We start from the raw sequence: 929 nt of genomic DNA on the forward strand, positions 1-929 counted from the left end.
CGCCCGGACCGTCCGAGCGACGCTGCCACGATGGTGGCTGTTTTGAAAATAGCCTGATTAATTTCTGTCTGTCGAGCGTTTTAGCAAATATTTTTTTCTACCAAAAAAAGAGGAAAACCTGTAATAAAACGGGAAATCCTTACTTTCTTCCAGGAAAATTAAATTCATATTAATTAACATTATAATTTCAATAAATTTACTTATTGAGTGTGCATTATCAAGAGATGCATTGCCAATACACCATTTGCCTGACAATCCCCTTTTAAAATTGTGGTTTTTCCTCAAAAACGGCCTGCTGGTCATCAGCCTTCAGGTTACCTATCATAGAGGTTTAATCCTTATCCAGAGTTACCCGTGCACGAAATATTCAACATGCTGCTGGCGGTCTTCGATCGGGCAGCGTTAATGCTTATCTGCCTGTTCTTTCTCATCCGTATCCGCCTGTTTCGCGAACTGTTGCACAAGTCGGCACACTCACCGAAAGAGCTGCTCGCCGTTACCGCCATTTTCTCGCTGTTTGCCCTGTTCAGCACCTGGTCCGGTGTGCCGGTGGAAGGCTCACTGGTTAATGTACGTATTATTGCGGTGATGTCCGGCGGGATTTTATTTGGCCCGTGGGTGGGGATCATTACCGGCGTGATAGCCGGGATTCACCGCTATCTTATTGATATTGGTGGCGTGACGGCGATCCCCTGCTTTATCACCAGTATTCTGGCGGGATGTATATCGGGCTGGATCAACCTGAAAATCCCCAAAGCGCAGCGTTGGCGAGTCGGTATTCTCGGCGGCATGTTGTGCGAAACGCTGACCATGATTCTGGTGATTGTCTGGGCGCCGACCACTGAACTGGGGCTGGACATTGTGTCAAAAATCGGGATTCCAATGATCCTCGGCAGCGTCTGTATCGGTTTTATTGTGCTGCTGGTGCA

1 pseudogene is annotated in these 929 nt (G+C 47.6%); it reads left to right on the forward strand.

Annotated elements, in window-relative coordinates:
- Nucleotides 1-354: 354 nt before the first annotated feature.
- A pseudogene (ypdA, locus tag A7589_RS22660) lies at nt 355-929 on the forward strand (two-component system sensor histidine kinase YpdA); the annotation flags it as partial.

Source organism: Escherichia sp. MOD1-EC6475, from assembly GCF_003046645.1.
Lineage (GTDB): Bacteria > Pseudomonadota > Gammaproteobacteria > Enterobacterales > Enterobacteriaceae > Escherichia > Escherichia ruysiae.